Annotated in this window: 21 protein-coding genes; 2 read left to right on the top strand and 19 right to left on the bottom strand. The window is 51.1% G+C overall.

Annotation, left to right across the window (positions count from 1 at the left end):
• Positions 1-116: 116 nt before the first annotated feature.
• Positions 117-1,136, bottom strand: a complete 1,020-nt coding sequence (gene ltaE / locus FKCLFG_RS05245; protein WP_472615173.1) for a low-specificity L-threonine aldolase — start codon at positions 1,134-1,136, stop codon at positions 117-119.
• A gap of 294 nt (positions 1,137-1,430) precedes the next feature.
• Here ltaE and FKCLFG_RS05240 point away from each other — a divergent pair, with 294 nt between their 5' ends.
• On the top strand, positions 1,431-2,621 hold the full coding sequence (locus FKCLFG_RS05240) for an acetyl-CoA C-acyltransferase family protein (RefSeq protein WP_472615172.1): 1,191 nt from the start codon (positions 1,431-1,433) through the stop codon (positions 2,619-2,621).
• A gap of 84 nt (positions 2,622-2,705) precedes the next feature.
• Here the strand turns inward: FKCLFG_RS05240 and FKCLFG_RS05235 are convergent, their stop codons facing one another.
• The 14 genes from FKCLFG_RS05235 to FKCLFG_RS05170 form a co-directional block, all read right to left on the bottom strand.
• Positions 2,706-3,551 (bottom strand): class I SAM-dependent methyltransferase, encoded by an 846-nt coding sequence (locus FKCLFG_RS05235; RefSeq protein WP_472615171.1) that lies wholly within the window; start codon positions 3,549-3,551, stop codon positions 2,706-2,708.
• A 228-nt stretch (positions 3,552-3,779) separates the two neighbouring features.
• Positions 3,780-3,974, bottom strand: a complete 195-nt coding sequence (gene iscX, locus FKCLFG_RS05230) for a Fe-S cluster assembly protein IscX (protein WP_472615170.1) — start codon at positions 3,972-3,974, stop codon at positions 3,780-3,782.
• 37 nt (positions 3,975-4,011) lie between these two features.
• Positions 4,012-4,350 carry an ISC system 2Fe-2S type ferredoxin gene (gene fdx / locus FKCLFG_RS05225; protein ID WP_472615169.1) on the bottom strand — a complete coding sequence of 113 codons (339 nt, stop codon included), beginning with the start codon at positions 4,348-4,350 and terminating at the stop codon, positions 4,012-4,014.
• Positions 4,351-4,430: 80 nt separating this feature from the next.
• Complete coding sequence (hscA, locus tag FKCLFG_RS05220) at positions 4,431-6,299, bottom strand: Fe-S protein assembly chaperone HscA (RefSeq protein WP_472615168.1); 1,869 nt, start codon at positions 6,297-6,299, stop codon at positions 4,431-4,433.
• A 6-nt stretch (positions 6,300-6,305) separates the two neighbouring features.
• Positions 6,306-6,926 (bottom strand): LysE family translocator, encoded by a 621-nt coding sequence (locus FKCLFG_RS05215; RefSeq protein ID WP_472615167.1) that lies wholly within the window; start codon positions 6,924-6,926, stop codon positions 6,306-6,308.
• A 27-nt stretch (positions 6,927-6,953) separates the two neighbouring features.
• Positions 6,954-7,469 carry a Fe-S protein assembly co-chaperone HscB gene (hscB, locus tag FKCLFG_RS05210; protein WP_472615166.1) on the bottom strand — a complete coding sequence of 172 codons (516 nt, stop codon included), beginning with the start codon at positions 7,467-7,469 and terminating at the stop codon, positions 6,954-6,956.
• Between the two features lie 138 nt (positions 7,470-7,607).
• Positions 7,608-7,931 carry an iron-sulfur cluster assembly protein IscA gene (gene iscA / locus FKCLFG_RS05205; RefSeq protein WP_472615165.1) on the bottom strand — a complete coding sequence of 108 codons (324 nt, stop codon included), beginning with the start codon at positions 7,929-7,931 and terminating at the stop codon, positions 7,608-7,610.
• A gap of 57 nt (positions 7,932-7,988) precedes the next feature.
• The gene (gene iscU, locus FKCLFG_RS05200) at positions 7,989-8,387 is read right to left on the bottom strand and encodes a Fe-S cluster assembly scaffold IscU (protein WP_472615164.1); all 399 of its coding nucleotides are present in this window, start codon (positions 8,385-8,387) and stop codon (positions 7,989-7,991) included.
• A gap of 61 nt (positions 8,388-8,448) precedes the next feature.
• A complete protein-coding gene (locus FKCLFG_RS05195; protein ID WP_472615163.1) occupies positions 8,449-9,702 on the bottom strand; it encodes an IscS subfamily cysteine desulfurase in 1,254 nt (417 codons plus the stop codon).
• Positions 9,703-9,721: 19 nt separating this feature from the next.
• Positions 9,722-10,201, bottom strand: coding sequence for a Fe-S cluster assembly transcriptional regulator IscR (gene iscR / locus FKCLFG_RS05190; RefSeq protein ID WP_472615162.1), 480 nt, complete (start codon positions 10,199-10,201; stop codon positions 9,722-9,724).
• A gap of 616 nt (positions 10,202-10,817) precedes the next feature.
• Positions 10,818-11,780, bottom strand: a complete 963-nt coding sequence (locus FKCLFG_RS05185) for a S49 family peptidase (RefSeq protein ID WP_472615795.1) — start codon at positions 11,778-11,780, stop codon at positions 10,818-10,820.
• A 167-nt stretch (positions 11,781-11,947) separates the two neighbouring features.
• Positions 11,948-12,325 (bottom strand): Rieske (2Fe-2S) protein, encoded by a 378-nt coding sequence (locus FKCLFG_RS05180; protein ID WP_472615161.1) that lies wholly within the window; start codon positions 12,323-12,325, stop codon positions 11,948-11,950.
• Positions 12,326-12,985: an HAD-IIIA family hydrolase gene (locus FKCLFG_RS05175; protein WP_472615794.1), complete on the bottom strand. Its 660-nt coding sequence runs from the start codon at positions 12,983-12,985 to the stop codon at positions 12,326-12,328.
• A gap of 103 nt (positions 12,986-13,088) precedes the next feature.
• On the bottom strand, positions 13,089-14,090 hold the full coding sequence (locus FKCLFG_RS05170) for an RluA family pseudouridine synthase (protein WP_472615160.1): 1,002 nt from the start codon (positions 14,088-14,090) through the stop codon (positions 13,089-13,091).
• Positions 14,091-14,665: 575 nt separating this feature from the next.
• Between FKCLFG_RS05170 and FKCLFG_RS05165 the strand changes: the two genes are divergently transcribed.
• A complete protein-coding gene (locus tag FKCLFG_RS05165) occupies positions 14,666-17,572 on the top strand; it encodes an Rne/Rng family ribonuclease (protein WP_472615159.1) in 2,907 nt (968 codons plus the stop codon).
• A 439-nt stretch (positions 17,573-18,011) separates the two neighbouring features.
• Here FKCLFG_RS05165 and FKCLFG_RS05160 read toward each other — a convergent pair whose 3' ends face one another.
• The 4 genes from FKCLFG_RS05160 to rplS form a co-directional block, all read right to left on the bottom strand.
• Complete coding sequence (locus FKCLFG_RS05160) at positions 18,012-18,344, bottom strand: DUF3579 domain-containing protein (protein WP_472615158.1); 333 nt, start codon at positions 18,342-18,344, stop codon at positions 18,012-18,014.
• A 162-nt stretch (positions 18,345-18,506) separates the two neighbouring features.
• Positions 18,507-19,463, bottom strand: coding sequence for a CobD/CbiB family protein (locus FKCLFG_RS05155; RefSeq protein ID WP_472615157.1), 957 nt, complete (start codon positions 19,461-19,463; stop codon positions 18,507-18,509).
• A 177-nt stretch (positions 19,464-19,640) separates the two neighbouring features.
• Complete coding sequence (locus FKCLFG_RS05150) at positions 19,641-20,312, bottom strand: CoA pyrophosphatase (protein ID WP_472615156.1); 672 nt, start codon at positions 20,310-20,312, stop codon at positions 19,641-19,643.
• A 72-nt stretch (positions 20,313-20,384) separates the two neighbouring features.
• A complete protein-coding gene (rplS, locus tag FKCLFG_RS05145) occupies positions 20,385-20,768 on the bottom strand; it encodes a 50S ribosomal protein L19 (protein WP_472615155.1) in 384 nt (127 codons plus the stop codon).
• Positions 20,769-20,862: the final 94 nt, after the last annotated feature.

The raw sequence follows: 20,862 nt of genomic DNA, 5'->3' as shown, positions 1-20,862 counted from the left end.
CACATGCAGAAAAAAATTGTCCAGAATTATTTGTGCAGCGCAGCATAAAAGAACAAAAACAAACAGCACTGTGTCTCACACTGCACTATTGGTACATCGATTGAACCGCGAGCAGGTCAGTTCGCCCCAATACAGCGCGCACATACCTCAATTACATATGCCATGTCCTGACGCGACACATCCTTATGTGTCACCAGCCGCATATGGGCACTCACGCTGGCAACGATGCCGCTTTCATGCAGCGCAGCCGCAAGATCCGGCAAGCACTGTGGCGGCAAATCCACATACACGATATTGGTTTGCGGTACCTGCACCACCAGGCCAGGTATCTCTGCCAACCCTTGCGCCAGATACAGTGCATTGGCGTGATCCTTGGCCAAGCGCGCAACGTTATGCTCCAGCGCATAGATGCCGGCAGCGGCCAAGATGCCAGCCTGACGCATGCCGCCACCCAGCATCTTGCGCCAGCGCAAGGCTTGACCGATAAAGCTGAGACTACCGCACAGTACCGAACCGACCGGTGCGCCGAGTCCCTTCGACAGGCAAACCGAAACACTGTCAAAACCCTGGACCGAGTCTTTCAGGCTGATGCCCTGCTGCACCGCCGCGTTGCAGATCCGTGCGCCGTCAAGGTGGGTAGCCAAGCCGCGCTGATGGGCCAGATCGGTAGCGGCCCGCAGGTAATCGGCACCTAGCACGCGCCCGCCAATGGTATTTTCCAGCGCCAGCAAACGACTGCGGGCGAAATGAAAGTCGTCCGGTTTGATGGCAGCGGCAATATCTTCCAGCGCCAGGCTGCCATCGGCCTGATGCGCCAGCGGCTGTGGCTGGATGCTGCCCAGAACGGCGGCACCGCCGCCTTCATATTTATAGGTGTGCGCCTGCTGGCCTACGATGTATTCATCGCCGCGTCCGCAGTGCGTGAGCAGGGCAATCAGATTGGTCTGGGTGCCGGAAGGCGCGAATAGCGCCGCTTCAAAACCGAAAATTTCTGCCGCCAGTGCCTGCAAACGATTGACGCTGGGGTCATCGCCATACACGTCGTCGCCCACCGGTGCCTGCGCCATTGCGGCGCGCATGGCGGCACAAGGTTGGGTGACCGTATCGCTACGCAGGTCGATTGTTAGTCGTGTCATGTTTATTTTCCTTTTTTTGACGCATACCGATTTAACAGATGCAATAACAGCAATAAATTGATGCAGCGCATACTATCTCTCTGAAACAGGTTGTAGCCATCCGGCCTGTGCTACCGTAGCGCATTAAGCAACTCCGATATTACCTTGGCAAGCATGCTTGTTTCCGCTTTATAGCAAGAAATTTATGTGTTGTTGCGCGCTATAATTAATTTGGATGCAAGTTTGCGCGCTTGGCATCGCTGCATATTTCGTATCATTCGTTAACTACAGATAATTTAATCACAAGGAAATGACATGGCAAACGTAAGACAAGTAGTGATCGTCGGCGCAGCACGTACTGCAATTGGCACTTATGGCGGAACCTTGAAAGACATAGCAGCCTGCGACCTTGGGGCGTATGCAGTAAAGGAAGCCTTTTCCCGCGCCAAGGTAGATCCTGCGAGCGCCGGTCAAATCGTGTGCGGCAACGTGATCCACACTGAAGCACGCGACATGTACGTTTCGCGCGTGGTCGGCATCAATTCCGGCATGGCGCTGGAATCGGCGGCACTGACCCTGAACCGCCTGTGCGGTTCCGGCCTGCAAGCAATCATTACCGCAAGCAATGCGATTCAGTTGGGTGACACCGACATTGCCGTCGGTGCCGGCGTTGAAACCATGAGCCGTGCCGCGTTTGCTGTTCCGTCGGCTCGTTGGGGCGCACGTCTGGGCGATACCAAGATGATCGACATGCTGGTCGGCGCAGTGTCCGACCCGTTTGGCGTGGGCCACATGGGCATCACGGCTGAAAACATGGCAGACAAATACAGTATCTCGCGCGAAGAGCAGGATGCCTTTGCCGTGAATAGCCAGAAGAAAGCGGTTGCCGCAATCGCTGCAGGTCACTTCAAATCGCAAATCGTTCCAATCGAAATCAAGACCCGCAAAGGCGTAGTCGTTTTTGATACAGACGAGCATCCAAAAGCGGATACGACGATGGAAAGCCTGGCCAAGCTCAAGCCGGCATTCAAGAAAGAAGGCGGCACCGTGACTGCTGGTAACGCTTCCGGCTTGAATGACGCCGCCGCTGCCTGTGTATTAATGGAAGCATCCGCAGCGGAACGCGCTGGCCTGACGCCATTGGCACGTCTGGTGTCGTATGCGATTTGCGGCGTGGATAACGCGATTATGGGTACCGGCCCGATTCCTGCCGTGCAACTTGCGCTGAAACGCGCCGGTCTGACACTGGACGACATGGATGTAATCGAATCGAACGAGGCTTTCGCAGTGCAGTCGTTGGGCGTCTGCCGCGGCCTGGAACTCGATCCAGCGCGCACAAACCCGAACGGCGGCGCAATTGCGCTAGGCCATCCACTGGGCGCGAGCGGTGCGATCCTGACCGTGAAGTGCGTGTATGAACTGATTCGCACCAACAAACGCTACGGCTTGGTCACCATGTGCATTGGCGGCGGCCAAGGTATTGCAGCGGTCATCGAACGCCTCTGAGTCGTTACTGCCAAAGTCTAATCAGTTAAAAACCCGCGCATCGAGAACGATGCGCGGGTTTTTAACGTTTACAGAGCATTAGCGCTATGCGGTAAAAAATCGCTCTGTCATTTCTTCCAGCCCCAGCGTTGCCAAGACTTCCTGCAGCCGTTCCGACGGACGCTTGCGCGGCAAATCCTGATAAGTGGCGATGATCAATTCATTCTTCATCGAATGTTCCCAACCGACCAGTTCGGTCACGTTGACCTGATAACCATGTGCTTCCAGTTGAAGACAACGCAACACATTGGTGACCTGACTGCCGAATTCGCGCGTATGCAGCGGATGGCGCCAGATTTCGGTCAAGGCGCTTTTTGCCAGCGTTTTGCCCTTGTTCCTTTTCAGCACTGAAGCGACTTCTGCTTGGCAGCAAGGTACCAGCACCATGAAACGCGCTTTCTTTTTCAAACCGAAATGAATCGCATCGTCGGTAGCCGTGTTGCAGGCATGCAGGGCGGTGACAATATCGACCTCGGCTGGCAACAAGTCGGACAATGTAGACTCGGCTACCGATAGATTCAGGAAAGACATGCCGGGAAAATCCAACCGTGCTGCTAATTCTTCGGACTTCCTGACCAGTTCATCCCGGGTTTCGATACCGTAAATATGCGAAGAGCCGGCCAACGACTTGAAAAACAAATCGTACAGAATAAAGCCCAGGTACGACTTCCCTGCCCCGTGATCGACCAAACGGATTTCGCTGCGCTCCTGCAACACTTGCTGCATCAATGGTTCGATGAATTGATATAGGTGATACACCTGCTTGAGCTTACGGCGGCTATCCTGATTCATCTTGCCGTCGCGCGTCAAGATATGCAATTCCTTGAGCAGTTCAATCGACTGGCCAGGTCGGATTTCATGCATCTGGCTTGCGGGTTTTACATCTGTCATTGCACAACCATCCATTCTGAACGCAGAAAAAAGTACCGGAAAAATTCCTGCGTAATTTAAAAAACAGGGAGTACCACTAAAAACATTGCTATTACCGCATATTTATATTGCGGATTAAAAAAATACACAACACAGTATTATCATCTACATTGAACGCGTTTAAAACGCCTTATGACTACATACCAGTGTACGTACCAGCGCGTATTTCAGTGCGATTTTAGGCTGAATCTATTCTGCTTCGGCGATCCAGGCCATCTGAATCGCTTCGAGTATTTTCTCGCCCGAATGTTCAGGCTGATCGTCGAAACCATCCAGTTCAGTCACCCAACGATGCAAATCCGTAAAGCGCACTGTCAACGGATCAATCTGCGGGAATTTATCGAAAAGCTCTTCTGCAATACGCTGGGTATCGGTCCATTTCATGCGCTTCTCCGGTCTCACCTGTCTGCGAATAATGCAACTAATGCATTTCGCGGGCGTGGTTGATTGTGTATTTTGGAATTTCGACTACCAAATCTTCTTCGCCCACTAGCGCCTGGCAGGAAAGGCGTGAAGCCGGTTCCAGGCCCCAGGCCTTGTCGAGCAAATCTTCCTCGGCTTCAGTTGCGTCTTCCAGCGAGGCAAAGCCTTCACGGATGATGACGTGGCAAGTGGTGCAGGCGCAGGATTTTTCACATGCATGTTCAATCTCGATGTCGCTGTCAAGCAATACATCGCACAGCGATTTTCCGACCGGCGCATCGATTACCACGCCTTCCGGGCACAGTTGCGGGTGGGGAAGTATGACGATTTGGGGCACTATATTTACCTCGATAATGGGATGAGCTGTCGTCTCCGGCAGGAAACGACGCATTAAATTGTTAAAGCATTATTCTAGCCTTAGGCGATTTCATCGAGCTTCTTGCCTGCCAGCGCAGAACGCACGCTACGATCCATGCGCCGGGCCGCGAATTGTTCAGTGCCGTGCGCCAGCGCATTGACCGCAGCGCGAATGGCGACATGATCGATGCCCTGCACTTGCGCCCGTACGCCTTGCAGCAAGACCTCGATTGCGATGCGCTCATCAATAGACAATAGCAAGTTGCCATCGCTTTCCAGCGCCGACTGCGTTGCCAGCATGATCCGTTCGGCCTCGACCTGCTCTTCGCGCAAGACGCGCGACTGCATGTCGATATCCGCCGACGCGAATGAATCTTGCAACATGCGGGCTACCTCGTCATCGCCCAGGCCGTACGATGGCTTGACCACGATCGAGGCTTCCACGCCGGAACGCAATTCACGCGCCGACACCGACAGCAGGCCGTCCGCATCGACCTGATAAGTGATCCGGATGCGCGCGGTGCCGGCCGCCATCGGCGGGATGCCCCGCAACTCGAAGCGCGCCAGCGAGCGGCAATCGCTGACCAGTTCGCGGTCGCCCTGCACCACATGCACCGCCAGCGCAGTCTGACCGTCTTTGAAGGTAGTGAATTCTTGCGCCCTGGCGCAGGGAATGGTGGCATTGCGCGGGATGACTTTTTCAGCCAAACCGCCCATGGTTTCGATCCCGAGCGACAGCGGAATTACGTCCAGCAACAGCCAGTCGTCGCCCGCAGCGCGATTGCCCGCCAGCAAATTGGCTTGAATCGCCGCACCCAGCGCGACTACTTGGTCCGGATCGATGTTGGCCAGAGGCGTGCTCTGGAAGAAATCGCCGACCGCCTTGCGGGCATGCGGCATCCGGGTCGCGCCGCCGACCAGCACCACGCCATCGATATCGTCCGTGGACAAACCCGCATCGCGCAGCGCCTTGCGGCAAGGCGACAGGGTTTTGGCAACCAAATGCTGGGTAATCTCGACGAATTTAGCGGCGCTTAATACCAGATGCACGTTCTCGCCCGAGTGCAGCACTGCATCGATATGGGTCTCGGATTTGGAGGACAGCAGCTCTTTGGCTTCGCGCGCCTTGACCATCAACAGGCGAGTATCCCGGTCCGACAGCGGCGCCAGTTTCGCCTGTTCGATGATCCAGCAAAACAAGCGATGATCGAAATCGTCACCGCCCAGTGCAGAATCGCCGCCAGTGGACAAAACCTCGAACACGCCCTTGGTCAGCTTCAGGATTGAAATATCGAAAGTGCCACCACCGAGGTCATACACCGCATAAATTCCTTCGGAGCCATTATCCAGTCCGTAAGCAATCGCCGCCGCAGTCGGCTCGCTCAGTAAGCGCAATACGTTCAAGCCAGCCAACTTGGCAGCGTCCTTGGTGGCTTGGCGCTGCGCATCGTCGAAATACGCGGGCACCGTAATGACCGCACCGACCAGATCGGCGCCAAGCGCGTCTTCCGCCTGCTGGCGCAATGTGGCAAGAATTTGGGCGGAAATTTCCACCGGGCTTTTCACGCCGGCAATGGTATTAATCTGCACCATACCGGGCGCATCCTGGAAATCGTAGGGCAGGTTTTCGACATACGGAACATCCTTCAGGCCGCGCCCCATGAAACGCTTGACCGACACGATAGTGTTTTTCGGGTCCGTGGTTTGCGCCGCTTGCGCCTTGTGGCCGATATGCACCTGAGCGCCTGGCAGATAGCGCACGATGGAAGGCAGCAAGCAGCGCCCTTCCGCATCCATCAGGATTTCGGGGATGCTGTTGCGCACGGTGGCGACTAGCGAATTGGTGGTACCTAGATCAATCCCGACCGCCAGCCGATGCTGGTGCGGCGCGGTGGACATGCCGGGTTCTGCGATTTGTAAGAGTGCCATGCGAAGTTACCGTGATGCCGGCAAGGCGATGCGGATACCGAGGCCGATAAAGGCGCACCCTGCCAGACGATTCAAATAAATGGAAGCGGAAGCGTTACGCTGCAGGTAGGCCCCGACTATTCCGGAAAATAAGGCGAGGCTCCCGAATATGCATAGCGTTACCAGAATGAATAATGCTGCCAGCAACAACATTTGTGCTGCGACGTGCCCAGCCTGTAGATTGACGAACTGCGGCAGGAAAGCGATGAAAAACAGCGTTACCTTGGGATTGAGGATATTCGCGATCACGCTCTGCCAATAAATTCTGATTGGTGCGACCAGAGCGACAGGCGCGCCCGTGTTGACGATTGCACCAGAGCGTAAAGTACGCACACCGAGGTAGATCAGATACGCGGCTCCCGCATAGCGGATCACGTCATAAGCAATCGGCGAAGCCTTGATCATCGCGGCGAAACCAAGCACCGCCAGCAAGGTATGGAAAATCAGTCCGGAGCTAAAACCCAGCGCGGCCACCAAACCGGCCTTTTTGCCTTGCGTAATGCCGCGGGTCAGCACATAAATATTGTCCGGCCCCGGTGCCAGCGTCACAGTCGCGGCAGCGGCCAGGAATAACCAGATATCAGGCATCAATTGTCACTTTCGCGTATTCGGAACTCAAGCTTCGAGGGCGGCGAATGTATCACCGATCTCATGGCCGAATTTTTCCAGAAACATCAATTGGCGCACGCCCAACGCTGCTTGCGTGAAATCTGCGCCATCGAGCGCGGTGCCGATCCGCGCCACTTGGTCCTTGCGTACCGTACGCAATTCGGCATCAATCCGGTCCAGCGCCGACACATCCTTGGTCGCCCTGGCATCATCGAGCGCTTCGCGCCATTCCATCTGCTGCATCAGAAATGCCGTCGGCATCGAGGTATTCGATTCTGTCTGCAGATCGATGCCATGCAGTTCGCATAGGTAAGCAGCACGCTTGAGAGAATCCTTCAAGGTCTGATAAGCTTCATTGGCGCGTGTCGCCCATTGCATCGCCACCCGTTTTTCGGCGTCGGTGGCACTGACAAACTTATCAGGATGAACACGATTCTGGACCTCGTGATATGCGGCATCCAGCGCATTGGCATCGATCGTGAACTGTTGCGGAAACTGGAATAAGTCGAAGTGATTTTGCATTTTGTAGTTGCACAATAATCAAAATAAAAGCCTGTCCAAACATCAACAGGCTCATTTTCGGGCAATATGCCCATCATTTTCAGCAGAGAATGGGGGGAAGAAAAGTAGAAAGCGATAATCTGCACTCTGCAAAATACGTCAGATCGTAAACGATTCTCCGCAACCGCATTCGTCCTTGACGTTCGGGTTATGGAACTTGAAACCTTCGTTCAAGCCTTCGCGAGCGAAATCCAGTTCGGTGCCGTCAATATAAGACAGGCTCTTCGGATCGACGAATACCTTGACGCCATACGATTCGAACACGATGTCTTCCGCTTCCATGTGGTCAACATATTCGAGCTTGTAGGCCAAACCGGAACAACCGGTGGTACGAACCCCGAAACGCAGGCCGATGCCATTACCACGCCGGTCAATGTAACGACTGATGTGTTTCGCCGCTTTTTCAGTCAGAGTGATTGCCATGATTTTCTCCATACCCTTCCCCCGATTGGGAGAAGGAATGCTGTTTGCACCAAATACTTATGCCGCTGGCGATTGCGCGCCGTGCTTGGTTTTATAGTCCAGCACCGCTGCCTTGATCGCATCTTCAGCCAAGATAGAGCAGTGGATTTTCACCGGCGGCAACGCGAGTTCTTCGGCAATTTGTGTGTTCTTGATATCCAGCGCCTGATCCAGCGTCTTGCCCTTGACCCATTCGGTCACCAGCGACGAGGATGCGATCGCGGAGCCGCAACCGTAAGTCTTGAACTTGGCATCTTCGATCACGCCATTCGCGCCGACTTTGATTTGCAGCTTCATCACATCGCCGCAAGCGGGCGCACCAACCATGCCGGTGCCAATAGAATCGTCACCTTTGTCGAACGTGCCGACATTGCGGGGATTTTCGTAGTGATCGAGAACTTTTTCCGAGTAAGCCATTTTGATGATCCTTAAAACAATACGTTGATTCGTTTTACATTTCTATACGAAAAAATCCAGCTTAGTGGGCTGCCCACTTGATTGAGCTGATGTCGATTCCTTCTTGGTACATGTCCCATAGCGGCGACAGTTCGCGCAATTTAGCCACTTTGGATTTCATTAGTTCGATGGTGAAATCAATTTCTTCTTCAGTTGTAAAACGGCCGATGGTGAACCGAATCGAGCTATGCGCCAGTTCATCGCTACGACCCAGCGCACGCAATACATAGGAAGGCTCCAGGCTGGCCGAAGTGCAGGCGGAGCCGGACGATACCGCGATATCCTTGATCGCCATAATCAGCGATTCGCCTTCGACGAAATTGAAGCTTGCATTCAGATTGTGCGGCACACGGTGTTCCATGTCGCCGTTGATGTAGACCTCTTCAATATCCTGTAAACCCTTGGCCAGACGGTCACGCAACGCTTTGATGCGGACCATTTCTGTCGCCATTTCATCCTTGGCGATACGAAAAGCCTCACCCATGCCAACGATCTGGTGCGTCGGTAAGGTGCCGGAACGCAAGCCGCGTTCATGTCCGCCGCCATGCATTTGCGCCTCGATGCGTACCCGTGGCTTGCGCCTTACGTACAGTGCGCCAACACCTTTCGGGCCATAAGTCTTGTGTGCGGTGAAAGTCATCAGATCAACCTTGGACTTTTCCAGGTCGATCTCCACTTTGCCGGTTGCCTGGGCTGCATCACAATGAAAAATGATGCCTTTGGCGCGGCATAGCTCGCCAATCTCGTCGATTGGTTGAATTACGCCGATTTCGTTATTGACCAGCATCACCGATACCAGGATCGTGTCGGGACGGATCGCTTCTTTCAATTGGTCAATCGTAATCAAGCCATTTTCTTGCGGCTGCAGGTAGGTTGCATCAAAGCCTTGCCGCTCCAGTTCGCGTACCGTATCGAGCACTGCCTTGTGCTCGGTCTTGACGGTGATGATGTGTTTGCCCTTGGTCTTGTAGAACTGGGCTGCGCCCTTGATAGCGAGGTTATTGCTTTCGGTAGCGCCGGAAGTCCAGATAATTTCGCGCGGATCGGCATTCACCAGCGCGGCGACTTGCGCACGCGCCTCCTCCACGGCTTTTTCAGCCGACCAACCATACAGGTGGCTACGCGAAGCAGGATTGCCAAACTGCTCACGCAGATAAGGGATCATTTTGTCAGCAACGCGTGGATCAACCGGCGTTGTTGCAGAATAGTCCATATAAATAGGGAAATGCGGTGCCTTCAATGACTCGATCAGGCTTTTTTCCAACGGTGCATTCATTCTCAAGCTCCAAATATCATCAGGCGACGACGTGGGTACGACGCGATTGCATGACAATCACGTTTTGTTCAGTATTCTTTTGTATTTGCTGATCAGCAAGATCCTTGAGCGACACGGAATCGAGATATTCGACCATTTTTGCATTCAAGGTTGTCCACAGGTCATGCGTCATGCAACGGCCACCGGTTTCCGGTTTCGAGTGCTGACAATTTTCCTTGCCACCACATTGGGTCGCGTCAAGCTGCTCATCAACCGCAATTATAATGTCTGCCACCGTTACATCCTCGGCCTTGCGCGCCAAGCTGTAACCCCCTCCTGGACCACGCACAGACTCTACAATCTTATGGCGACGCAACTTGCCAAACAGTTGCTCGAGATAAGAAAGTGAAATCTCCTGCCGCTGGCTGATGCCAGACAGATTGACAGGGCCATTATCCTGACGCAAAGCCAAGTCAATCATGGCAGTCACCGCAAAACGGCCTTTTGTTGTCAGACGCATCAAAACCCCAATCCTAAAAACACATTCAGCAAACCATTAAAGATTCATTTAATTCCCAAACGATTTTGTCAAGTATAGCAAACCTGAGTAAATCTGTCAGGTAAGCATCAAGGATGGATGAGGAGAGCCTGATCCTGGTGAACGCTATTTTTTTTCAGAGAACTGGGTTGGTCGAACGATGGCTGGACTCCGCCAAGATGCACTCTTTGCATCTGCGAACAGGCGCTACCCGACCGCAGAAAGAAAACTCAGAATCAAATAAAAACGGCGGTATTGCGCCGCCGCTTTCATTCCCCTTGTATTGTGGGAGCATTTTTAAGGAGCATCATACTCCTCAGGCCGCATTGAATGCGGTTACGAGTAGTGTTCTCGTATCCAAACTTATTACTTCTAAAACTCAAATATTGTGTGAATATTCACCTCCTTGCGGAACCAACTGATCACATTCTAAATATAGGCAGTGACTCAAAAGTTACAAGGAAATATTTGCGTTTAAAAAACAAAAGCAAGAATATCTCTATTTATTAAGCTTGCAGTTCTTTGTAACGCTGCGGCAAAAAAACCCCCTCAAACTGCATCCAAAGATACTTTTTCCCCGGACTCAGTTTGCCATCATTTATCGCAAAATCGGCAGAGTGCCATGCCATGCCGACTTGACCGCTGCGGCCCCCACCGCAGCTCCAAATTTTTTCAAGACTCGGTCAGGCAAGCCTTCATGCTCGGTGTAATCGACAATATCTTCAGCTTTAATTATTTCGCGAGCGACTGTATCAACTGTTCCCAGCCCGTCAACCAAGCCCAACTCAATTGCCTTGGCCCCACTCCAGAATAAACCGGAAAATATCTCGGGCGACTCTTTTAGGCGCGCTCCGCGGCCTTTGCGTACCGCATCGATAAATTGCGTATGAATTTCATCCAGCATGGTTTGAGCATAAGCTTTATCTTTTTCAGATTGCGGCGAAAATGGATCCATGAAACCCTTGTTACTTCCTGCAGTAAGCAACCGACGCTCAACGCCGAGCTTTTCCATCAAACCAGCTACGCCAAAACCATCCATCAGCACTCCAATAGAACCGACGATACTGGCTTTATTGACATAAATTTTATCTGCGGCCGCAGCAATGTAATAACCGCCGGATGCGCAAACTTCATCAACGACAACATAAAGATGCTTGCCCGGATACGTTTTTCGCATCCGCACAATTTCGTCGTTGATCATGCCAGCCTGCACCGGACTTCCACCGGGACTATTGATACGCAAAATGACGCCAACGGACGAATCTGCAGAAAATGCATTATTCAGCGCGGGAACAACCACATCAGCCGCACCACTGCCTCCGGCTTCAATTGTCCCATTAATCTCTACCAGCGCGGTATGGCGACCCTGCGTGCTCATAGTGGCATCACCCAGATTGAATATCAGCCAAAAGCCATAAAAAAGGAGAGAAAGCGTTAAAAGCTTGAAAAATATTCCCCAACGACGGCTTGCTCGCTGCTCCCTGATTGTGGAAAAAGCTAATTTTTCCAACACCTCACGCTCCCATCCATCTTTTTTATTGTCGGATTTCATTTGGTCCATTGAATTCTTCCTAGATAAACTGTCGAAGTCATTATCATTCATGGTTTTAGCTATTTACGTTTGCCCTGATGGCCGCAAAATGCAAACGCGGCTTCGAAGCGATTGATAGAATATTTACGAAAAAATGACGGGAATAATTGCTGCCGTTTAACTATCGAGATACTGTATCAGGCCATTGCCGGGCGAATGTAGTCATCCGCCTGCCAAAAAATCTCGTTATCGACTTCAAGGACTGTTATTACCCGCAAGTTTGCACCACGGCAAGGTCCTCCGGCACAATTTCCTGTACTTGGAGTATAAAGTGCCCCATGTGTTGAACACATGAGATATGAGCCACTGGATTCAAAAAAAACACCTGGATTCCAATCTAGTTCCATTGGAACATGCGCGCATCGGTTCAGAAAGCCACGCACGATACCTTTATGACGTACGACGAAGCCCACGGCATCTTCTCCCCCCGCAGTAACGAGAAAACGCACCCCATTTCCACCTTCCTGGACTTCATCCGAACCACAGATTGGAATGATTACATCGACTATTCTCATTTACGCGTACCGACACAACCAGTCATGTAACAAAGGCACGGAACTGGCTGAAAACAACGGGTTCATTATTCGCAATTGATGCTCTGGATGCGCGCCATACTCTACGGCAATGCCGGCGGCACCTGCATTGGCAGCCATCTGCAGATCGTGCGTGGTATCGCCGATCATGACTGTGCGCTTTACATCCTGACCAAGTTCACGGGTTAATTCTTGCAGCATGGCTGGGTGGGGCTTGGAAAAGGTTTCGTCCGCACAACGTGTCGCATCAAATAAAGACAACAAATTGACAGCGTCTAGAGCTCGATTCAAGCCAACCCTGCTCTTGCCGGTTGCTACAGCAAGAAAATACCCTTCTTGCGATAACTCTGCCAGCATCTTAGGAACGCCCTCAAATAAGGTCAATGCGTGGTCTTTAGTCAAATAATGGTAACGATAACGCTCGATCATGCGCGGATAATATTTTGGGTTGACGCTAGGCAACGCGGCCTCCATGGCTTCTTGCAAACCCAATCCAATCACGTGCGATGCCGTTTTATCGTCCGGAACCGGCAAGCCCAAATCCCTGGCCGATGACTGAATGCATTTAGCGATGGTCGCAGTGCTATCCATCAGGGTGCCATCCCAATCGAACACGATTAAATCAAATTGCTTTCTTGCCATTTTTTTGGCAGCACATACTGCCAACTCCATTAATTCATATGTTGGTAAAGCGTTAAAAGCGGCCTTTAATAGGCTCGTGTTATATCAATTTAACGCGGCATTTTCAAACACGCATCATGCTTTTCAAGAAATTTTCACATTCCGGCGCCAGTGCTGCCTTTAAAGTCACAGGCTTGCCCGTTTCGGGATGATTAAAAGTGATTTGATGCGCATGCAAAAACATGCGTTTTAGTACACCACGCGTGTCAGTCGCTTTTAACAATGCACGGTTGAGGGCAAAATCGCCATACTTATCGTCACCTGCAATCGCAAATCCGCTTGATGCTAAATGCACCCTAATCTGGTGTGTGCGGCCTGTTTTCAATTCTGCCTCAAGCAATGCAAACGCTCCATAATTTTCTAATAATGTAAACACGGTGTGCGATGCCAAGCCATCCGCCTGCACCCGCACCCTGCGCTCTCCTTCGGACGTAGTGTATTTAAATAAAGGCAATTTGACATGCTGTCGTTGATTTTGCCAATCACCATGCACGAGTACCAGATAACGCTTATCCAGTTGCCTTTCACGGATCTGTTCATGCAGAAGCACCAAGGCAGAGCGTTTTTTCGCCAGCAATAAAATACCTGAGGTATCGCGGTCCAGTCGATGCACCAGTTCAAGGAATTTCGCATCAGGACGGGCTGCACGCAACTGTTCTATCACACCATAACTTACTCCAGAGCCTCCATGTACAGCTATACCTGCAGGTTTATCAATCACAAGAAGATGATTATCCTCCAGCAATATTTTAAATTCCGCACCAGGTACCGATTGCACTTTTTTTTCCGATACGCGAATCGGCGGGATACGCACCATATCGCCCGGCAGCAACCGATATGTTTGATCAATCCGCCCTTTGTTGACGCGAACTTCCCCAGAACGCAAAATCCGGTAAATATGACTTTTTGGCACACCCTTGCATACGCGCAGCAGAAAATTGTCGATCCGCTGCCCGGCTTCTTCTTCAGCGATATGGACGAATCGCGCGGGCGACTGGTTTTGCAACTCCGGATGATGAACCGGCTTTTGAGCCTCATTCCCAGAAAATCTCATTAAGTCTTTCATTTTGAATATATAATCATTTCGCTACAGTTAAAAACCGTCGCAAGTGTAAGAATAATAAAGGCATTCTACACAGGGGCGTCTCCACTGGCCTCGCCAATTTGCAAATTCGGTGGAAAAGATGTGTACGTACCATTCTGTGCGAATCAAGGTTGCACCGTTGTTGTAATCGGATAACGTAAAGGATGTTGGAAAAGATTGCTTGGATTACAAGGATATATTGCCGGTAAGCCCACCTTCATACTAAACATAAAAGAAGGCTTGCTGGTTGATGTGGTTGATTACTATTGCCGCTTTCGCTAAACCCGTAATTTGTTTAGCTCATTTTAACTGCTCACCGCCAAGCATCTGAATCGATAGATTCGACGACAGAAGCACCACTGACGATGTGCGCACTCGGCAAACAGATTGACTCCATCCGCGCCCATGTTGAATTCGGCGCCTATGGCCCGTCTTCTTCAGAATAAGGCAATTCTCTCCCCAAGCTATCGTTTTGCGTGCATCCCTATACATTTGCTGCCTGCTAACAAACAGATCAGACAGCATTTAAGCTGGCCTTTTGGCCATGGAGCATATACATGAAACGCATGTTGTTTAATGCCACGCAGCAAGAAGAATTGCGCGTCGCTATTGTCGATGGGCAAAAACTCATCGATATCGATATCGAAGCGGCCGGACGCGAACAGCGTAAGTCAAACATCTATAAGGGTGTCATCACCCGCATCGAACCCTCTCTGGAAGCCTGCTTCGTCAATTATGGTGAAGAACGTCACGGTTTCCTACCGTTCAAGGAAGTCGCACGCGGCTACTTCAAGGAAGGTGTTGATGTCCGCAATACCTCGATCAAGGATGCCTTGCGTGAAGGCCAAGAAATCATGGTGCAGGCGGAAAAAGAGGAACGCGGCAATAAAGGCGCTGCTCTGACCACCTTCGTTTCACTGGCGGGCCGCTATTTGGTTCTGATGCCGAACAATCCGCGCGGCGGCGGTGTGTCGCGCCGAGTAGAAGGCGAAGACCGCCAGGAACTGCGCGAAACCATGGACAAGCTGGATTTGCCAGGCGGCATGTCCGTCATTGCCCGCACAGCAGGAATTGGGCGCAATGTGGACGAACTGCAATGGGATTTAAATTATCTGATGCAGCTCTGGCGTGCGATTGAAGGTGCCGGCAAGTCAGCGCCGGGTGCATTCCTGATTTACCAGGAATCTTCTTTGGTGATCCGCGCTATTCGCGATTATTTCCAGCCAGATATCGGCGAAATCCTGATCGATACAGATGGCATTTACGAACAGGCACACCAGTTCATGAGCCATGTGATGCCCGACATGGTGCATCGCGTCAAGCGCTATAGCGATGACGTACCACTGTTTTCCCGCTTCCAGATCGAGCATCAGATCGAAACCGCTTATTCGCGGACTGTGCCGTTGCCGTCCGGCGGCGCGATTGTGATTGACCATACTGAAGCACTGGTATCAGTCGACGTCAATTCAGCGCGCGCAACACGCGGCTCGGATATCGAAGCCACGGCTTTCAATACCAACGCTGAAGCGGCCGAAGAAGTTGCCCGCCAAATGCGCCTGCGGGATCTGGGCGGTTTGATCGTGATCGACTTCATCGACATGGAGAACGCAAAAAATCAGCGTGAAGTTGAAACCCGCCTGAAAGATGCGCTGCACTATGATCGTGCTCGGGTCCAGATGGGCAAAATTTCCCGTTTCGGACTAATGGAATTGTCACGCCAGCGTTTGCGCCCTTCACTATCAGAAGGCAGCCATGTAACCTGCCCGCGCTGCAACGGCACTGGCCATATCCGCGACACCGAATCTTCCGCTTTGCAAGTCCTGCGCATCATCCAGGAAGAAGCGATGAAAGAACATTCGGCCGCCATCCACGTACAGGCTCCAGTGGATGTCGCAGCCTTCCTGCTTAACGAAAAACGTGGCGAAATACTAAAAATAGAGACTCGTCATCGCGTTACCGTAATCCTGATTCCGAACAAACACCTGGAAACACCACACTATAAACTCGAACGTATCAAACTGGACGATCCGCGCTTGGAAGACAGCCAGGCCAGCTATACTATGGTGGAAGAGGCTGAAACCGACATCGGTTACGGTAAGCGCCAAAAAGAGGAAATAAAGCCTCGCCAGGAAGCTATGGTCAAAGGAATCACGCCATCTCAACCTGCCCCGCTGGTAGATCGCACACCGGTAGCGGTGCCTTTGGCAAACACCTCTGCAGAGGCAGCGAAAAAGCCGGCTAAGGAAGGTTTCTTAAGCAAATTCATGGACTTGTTGTTCGGCAAAAAACCGCTCACGACCGTTGCCACTCCAGTCATTATCTATGAGGAAAAACCACAAACAAGCCGCGAACGCAATGAGCGCAACAGCCGCGGCCCGCGCAGCCGAGGCGGTCGCAATAGCAAAGACCGTGGCAACCGCGAAGAACGTGACGCTGCACGGCTTGATGTCAGTGACGAAATAGTCAAGCCCGTCGTAAGCGAGGCTATGGAAATACGCACGCCACGCCCTCCGCGCCAACCCAGGCCGCCACGCGAAGTTGAAGAAGGAAATGAAGGTCGTCGTGGTCGCAATAGTGGAGAGCGGCAGCAACGCAGCCGCGTTGAAAATAAGGATTCCGATGCTGCGGAGTTGAAAATTGAAGAGGCGTTGCCGCTTCCGTCGCTACCATTGGCCGCCGACGCCAGTACTGTATCTGTTGCTGTTGCTGTTGCTGCACCAATACTTCTACCCGACAATACGGATAGCAGCGAATCGACTATGGAAGATGCCGCCCTAACGAGCGCAGAAACCAGTGAGCAGGGCGATGAGCCGCGCCGCCGCCGCCGTCGTGGTGGCCGCAACCGCAACCGTCGCGATCGCGAGGCCGGAGACGAACTCGAATTCGTCGATGATAATGCCGTTACAGAGGCAACTGAAGCAACTGTTGAATCAACTTGGGCCAATATGGTTCACTCGACGCCAATAGTATCTGACGCCGTGTCCATCGTAGCACCTGCTACAACCCGGATCGAGACAGTGCCTGAAATCGCGGTAAATGCGTTCATCGAGATAACCCCGGCACCGACCGCTATTGCTCCAATACCTGTTGTCGAGATTAATGATGCAGAAACGACATCAAGTGAATCCACTGCACCGCATGAAATGGCTACTCCGAGTAAGGTGGTTGCTCCAGTTGAGATGATTGAGGTAACTGTGCCAGTTGCAGTTGCTGTTCCGATTGAGGAGGAAACACCGATTGCATCTACCCCCATCTCTGCAGTTTCAATGCCAAGCACCGCTCTCGATTTGCAGCAAGTACTTGCCTCGGCTGGTCTTATGCAAGCTACTACCGATCCAGAGAAATTGCGCGCAGCACAGGAAGCTGCTGACAAAATTGCTCCCCCCGTGGAAGTGCATCGCGAGCGCAAGCCATTGCCATCGTTATCGACGGAACCGTTATCACAGGTAGAAACACGCAGTTAATCTGAGGGACTGTTTTTATTTTAACAAAACAGCCAGATTTTATATGTAAAAAAGGAGAGCAACAGCTCTCCTTTTTTACATTCTTTACTATACTAAAGTAGCCGTTTTTGGAGTAAGCAAAAAACACGATACTGATGAAAAAATCAAGCACACCACACTTGAATACTTGAAAATACATAGGGGAACTACTTCATTAAAGGCACTCGACAGCCCCATCTCAGTACCGTTAATTATTGCAGTATGGTTAGAAATACGTTACCTTACCAAAAGTAATCTCAGAAGTTGTTGCTATTTTGTCGATCCATCAATCCATCAATCCATTTTCAAATGTAAAGTAGTCTGGGCGCACCGCATCTAATTTCTTACTCTCAACAAATAATTGATTTTTAAGCAGCGCAGGCAAGAAAATCAGCTACGATTGCAGCTAGGAAAGACATTTTTAGATTTTTTTCTTATCAGGCTCGGGCAGCAAACAGGCATCGACCACTTGCAAATCATTATCTTTTGCAAAATCAACAACAAAATGGTATGCCAGCGGCTCAATCAGGCGCAATTTTTCGTTCACCACTACTGAACGAATGCCATTGAGCAGAATCGGACGCACATAGTGCGAATACTGGAGATGGGCGTTTCTGCCTCCACCCTGCTGAAAGCAGGACATGGCCCCACATAGGCGTTCAGACCAATCGCTTGGGCGAAACTGTTTTCCATTACTATTAATGCCGAGTATGAAAAACTCTTTAATGATTGGATCTATATCTTTATGCGCCATGTTTGCAGCTAATTTCTATAATATCTGCTATCCAGGTTTGCTTGCCGCCATTATGTAGCATCAAGCCTTTAAAATTCTTACGTATTATATCTTATAGAAGACTTGTGCACGAAAAAGCAAGCCACAATATGAAATCGATAGCAACCAATAGCCTCTGGAAGACTAACCCAGCCAGACTGCTATCGACAATAGCAAGAGCAATAACATCCAAAGTAAGAGTGCGCGCCACACCAGACCCACCGTACTCTGCAGCGCACGGATCGATGGTTCATCTCCCGGTGCGCTATCAACTTCAATGGCAATCGAGTCCACTATAGCGGCATCTACAGGCAATATGTCGATCGCATTTTCAAACGGTGTGCCAAGCCGAAAGCCCATGGCACCGCCGCCAGAGGAAAGGATGATACCAATCGCTTCATCCTTCCAGTTACCTGCAAAATTGCGCCAAGCATAAATGGCATCTTCAAAGTTGCCCACTATGGCAAATGCCACTGCCGTCAAACGCACCGGAATCCAGTCGATGATATAAAACGCGCGGGCAGAAAACTGGCCAAACGTTTTGCTACCCACGCGATCTGAATCATTCCAAGCACGTGCCAGATATTCGCCAACGCGATACATGACTGCGCAGGCAGGGCCCAATGGCATCAGGAACCAGAAAAAAACACCAAACACATTCCGATGTGTGGAAATCAGGGCTTTTTCGACTGCAATCCTCGATATTTCAGCAACATCCATACCGACTGTATCCTGTTGAGTCCACTCTGCCAGCAAGTTACGAGCGGTCACATCGTCGCCGGCATTCAATGCCAATTGAATAGAAGTAAAAAAATGGCTGTAATGCCTGAAACCGAGCGTCAGATACACGATACAGACATTCCAGGCAAAGGCAGCAATCGGGCTGATTTTGATGCTTAGCCAATAAATCAATATGGTGGGCAACATTAGTGCCAGCATCATGAAAATCCAGGCGCGCTGTCCATGATGAGCCTGACCGGCGTTGAACCAGCCTTCCGCACGGACTGCCAGAGCTTTGATTTCGGTATAAATCGGATTGTCCGCGCGTAACGGCTTGAGTTGCTCAATCAACAAAGCGCAAAGTATGGAGAGAAAGGTCATTGGAACATCTTAAAAATCAGTGAAGCTCTACCTTAACCTAGCGCACCAATAGAATCAAACAGCTTTATACGATCAGAAAAAAACAGAGGACTGACGATAATATGGAAAAACATAATTCTATAATCGGAATTTACAGTAAACGATGCCATCCTGAGAGCATACCGCAGCAACAATAAATTAAGCTCTCAAAAAATGGAACAGGTTACGCAGCATGCCTGCAGTCGCACCCCATATGAAAAATCGTTCATAAGGCATGGCATAGAATGTTCGGCGACCAAGTCCCGCCGGAAATTCGGTTGTGCGGCGCTGATGATGCGCACCGTCCATCAAAAATGAGAGCGGGACCTCGAAAATCTCGGCGACCTCAAAAGGATCTGGCTCGAAATCGAATGGAGGCGTGACGATTGAAACTACCGGAGTAACAAGATAACCGGTAATAGTGCAATAGTTGGGCAAGGTGCCCAATACATCCAGACGACTACGATGAATACCAACTTCCTCTTCAGTTTCCCGCAAGGCGGTCTCAATGGCCGACACATCGATTTTTTCGGCACGGCCGCCAGGAAAACTGACCTGCCCCGCATGATCATGCAAATGTGCAGTACGCTGGGTCAGAAGCAAAGTCATCCCACCCTCTCTAGCCACTAGAGGAATTAGCACCGATGCTGGGCGTAGCGGCAATCGCTGCAATCTCAAGCCGTGTTCGTCTGTGATTTCGGGGTGCCACACCGGCGGACTGGCAAAGCGCTGTCGCAGCCACGACGACACCAGGTGTTCCGATGGCACCGCCAGTTCGCCTGCAATCGACACCACTGGTGCAATTTTCGGGTCAAAAATCAGTTTGGACAAAAGTCACCTCTGCTTCAACAAAAAAAGGGCACCATCGGGCGCCCTTTTTTCACACAAAACACATACCCGACGTTATGCGGATTTTTTTGCCACCGTACGACGATTTGGCAATTTTTCTTTAATACGTGCCGATTTACCTGAACGCTCGCGCAGGTAATACAGTTTGGCGCGACGAACATCACCACGACGCTTGACTTCAATTGAAGCAATCAATGGAGAATACAACTGAAATGTACGCTCGACGCCTTCACCAGAAGAAATCTTGCGAACGATGAAGTTGGAATTTAAGCCACGGTTACGACGAGAAATAACCACACCCTCATAAGCCTGCGCGCGCTTGCGCGTACCTTCTACAACGTTCACATTGACGATGACGGTATCGCCAGGTGCAAATTCTGGGATATTCTTGTCCAAGCGAGCAATTTCTTCTTGCTCAAGTTGTTGAATCAAATTCATTTTTAACTCCATATACCATCTTGCTGGCGCATTTGATTTTCCACCATTGCCCAGTAGAGGATGGGATTAAACATACGGCAAACCAAATGGTTTT

The sequence above is a fragment of the Gelidimonas denitrificans genome (genome assembly GCF_055694065.1).
This window is presented reverse-complemented; position numbering and strand designations above follow the sequence as displayed.